The sequence below is a fragment of the Saccharopolyspora sp. genome (assembly GCF_017434145.1).
GTDB lineage: Bacteria > Actinomycetota > Actinomycetes > Mycobacteriales > Pseudonocardiaceae > Saccharopolyspora_C > Saccharopolyspora_C galaxeae.
In genome coordinates, this window is sequence record NZ_JAFRFW010000858.1 from 1 (window position 1) to 2,789 (window position 2,789).

Consider the following 2,789-nt stretch of genomic DNA (forward strand, 5'->3'; position numbering starts at 1 on the left):
AGGGCTTCGGGGAGTTCGCTGATGTCTCCGAGCACCCGGTACGCGCCGGCCAGGGCGTCCTCGGCGGGCGGGAAGTGCGCGTTCGGCACCGCGAACACGGTGGCGCCGGAAGCGGCGGCCGCGCGCAAGCCGTTGCTGGAGTCTTCGACGGCGACGGACTCCGCCGCCGAGACGTCGAGCCCTCGCGCGGCTTCCAGGTAGACGTCCGGGGCCGGTTTGCCTGCGCCGACCTCTTCGCTGGAGATCGTGTAGCCGACCGTTGCCCCGGCGCTTTCCAGGAAGGCCCGGATGATGCGCGGTGGTGCGGAGCTCGCGATCGCGGTCCGGTACTCGGCCGCGACCGTGCGCAGGGTTTCCGCCGCGCCCGGCAGTACCGGGGGATCGTTGCGGTAGACCTCGGCCATCCCGTCGATGACGGTCTCGGCGGCTTGCTCCGGCGTGAGCTGCGCCCCCAGTTCCGCCACCAGGTAGCGGGACCATTCCGGAGTGCTCATGCCCATCATGGCCTCGGTCGCGCCTTCGGTCCATCGACCACCGTGGGCGTCGACGGTTTCGCGGCGAATCCGATCCCAGAGGTGTTCGGAGTCGACGAGCACGCCGTCGAGGTCGAACAGCACAGCAGCAGGTTGCACACCTCGATCATAAGAGCCGCGCTGCACGACCGGCGCTTCGGCGAGGGATGTCCGTGCTGCCCCCGACGCAGCACGGACACCGCTGTTCGAGCGACCAGCTGACACCGCCGGTCTCGAACACCGTTGCTGCGTCGGGCGATTCGCGCAATGTGTGCCTGCTCATGCCCGCTGGTTCCGCAGCCACCTAAAAGTTAGCATGGCGAACGAAATTGTGGTGGATGTCCGTTCCACCCACATCGACCTGGCGAGGAGGCGCGGCCGATGAGCGGCGCGCACGACGTCCGGCTGCTGGACGTCTTCAAAGGCCAGCCCAAGGCCGTGTGGGTCACCGCGTTCGCCGCGGTGATCGCCTTCATGGGAATCGGGCTGGTCGATCCGATCCTGCTGTCCATCGCCGAGGCGCTGCACGCCGGGCCGGAGCAGGTGACCCTGCTGTTCTCCTCCTACCTGGGCGTACAGGTCATCGCGATGCTGATCACCGGCGCGTTCAGCGCCCGGTTCGGTGCCAAGCGCACCGTCGTGACCGGCCTGGTGCTGATCGTGCTCGCCACCATCGCGTGCGCGGTCGCCGGTTCGATCGGGCAGCTCGTCGCGCTGCGCGCGGTGTGGGGACTGGGCAACGCCTTCTTCATCGCGACGGCGCTGTCGGTGATCGTCGGTGCGGCCAGCGGCGGGCAGCAGGCCGCCGTCCTGCTCTACGAGGCCGCGCTCGGCATCGGCCTGTCCACCGGCCCGCTGCTGGGAGCACTGCTCGGCAACATCTCGTGGCGCGGACCGTTCGCGGGCACCGCGGTGCTGATGGCGATTGCGCTGATCCTCTCGGCCGGGTTCCTGCCCGCCGACGACAAGGACCCGTCGAAGCGGCAGCGGATCCGGCTGCTCGACCCGGTGCGCGCGCTCGGGCACGGCGGCCTGCTGCGCACCGCGGTCGGCTCGGCGTTCTACACCGCGGCGTTCTTCATCGTGCTGGCTTGGGCGCCGTTCGTGCTGGAGTTCGGCGCGATCGCGGTCGGGCTGGTGTTCTTCGGCTGGGGGCTGTGCGTGGCGGTGGCCGGGGTGACGCTGGCGCCGCGGCTGGCAGCGCGGTTCGGCGAGGCCGGCGGCACCGTGATCGCGGTGCTGATCTACGCGGTGCTGCTGTTCGCGATGGCGATCGGCACCAAGCCGGTCGTGGTGGTCGCGGTGATCCTCAGCGGTATCGCATCCGGGCTGCTGAACACCCTGTTCACCGGCACGGCGATGAGCATCAGCAACGCGCCGCGGCCGGTGGCCAGCGCGGGCTACAACTTCTGCCGCTGGCTCGGCGGTGCCCTCGCGGCGACGCTGGTCGGCCACGTCGCGGAGTGGCTGGGTTCGCCGCACGCCCCGTTCGCGGTCGCCGCGGTGTCCTGCCTGGTCGCGGCCGCGCTGCTGGCGGTCGACCTGCGCAAGCGGCGCGATCCGCACCAGGTGCCCAGCGAGGCCGCTCTGGTCGGCGAGGAGTTCTGACCCGCGGACGCTCAGGAGGCCCGTCGCAGCTCCAGGTAGAGACGGCTCCACGACTCCGGTGTTAGATCTCGCGGCAACGACGCGGCCGGGAGCCAGTGCGGCACCCGGCCGTGGTTGCGGCGGACGATCTCGCCGATGCCGTGCCCACGTCCGGTGAACACCGCTTCCACGAAGTCCTGGAACGGTCCGCGTTCGGCGAACGGCAGCGCGGGGTCCGGCCTGCGGTCGATGCGCAGCAGACCACCGTCGACCGCGGGCCTCGGGTGGAAGGCACGCGCCGGAATCCGGTCGTGCAGCCGGAACTCGTACCACGGCGCCCACTGGGCGTTGAGCATCGAGCCGCCGACGCCGCGCTTTCGCGCCACGTCCCACTGCACCAGCAATACCGCGCGTCGCCAGGCCGGGATGTCGAGCAGCCGCCGCGTCATGGCGGTGGTGAGCCCGTAAGGCAGGTTGCCGACGACGTCGAACGGGCCTGCCGGAAAGCGGAACCGCAGCATGTCGCAGCGCACGACGCGGACTCGGGACCACTTGCCGCGCAGTCGGGCCGCCCAGCGCGGGTCGAGTTCTACGGCGGTCACCGGGTGCCCGGTCGCGGCGAGCCGACCGGTCAGCGCGCCGCCGCCGGCGCCGAGTTCGACCAGCGGACGCCCGTCGCGCGGATCCAGC

General features: G+C 71.1%; 3 protein-coding genes. 1 reads left to right on the forward strand and 2 read right to left on the reverse strand.

Annotated elements, in window-relative coordinates; genetic code table 11:
- The coding region (locus IJH84_RS23320) for an HAD family phosphatase (protein WP_295149034.1) at window positions 1-632 on the reverse strand (632 nt) is incomplete at its 3' end.
- Window positions 633-893: 261 nt separating this feature from the next.
- Here IJH84_RS23320 and IJH84_RS23325 point away from each other — a divergent pair.
- Complete coding sequence (locus IJH84_RS23325) at window positions 894-2,120, forward strand: MFS transporter (RefSeq protein WP_295149036.1); 1,227 nt, start codon at window positions 894-896, stop codon at window positions 2,118-2,120.
- An 11-nt stretch (window positions 2,121-2,131) separates the two neighbouring features.
- Here the strand turns inward: IJH84_RS23325 and IJH84_RS23330 are convergent.
- Window positions 2,132-2,789, reverse strand: a 658-nt coding sequence (locus IJH84_RS23330) for an rRNA adenine dimethyltransferase family protein (RefSeq protein WP_295149039.1), incomplete at its 5' end; no start/stop codon positions are given.

Coding starts and splice junctions, on each gene's coding strand:
- IJH84_RS23325 (WP_295149036.1), top strand. CDS start 894: ATGAGCGGCGCGCACGACGTCCGGCTGCTGGACGTCTTCAAAGGCCAG.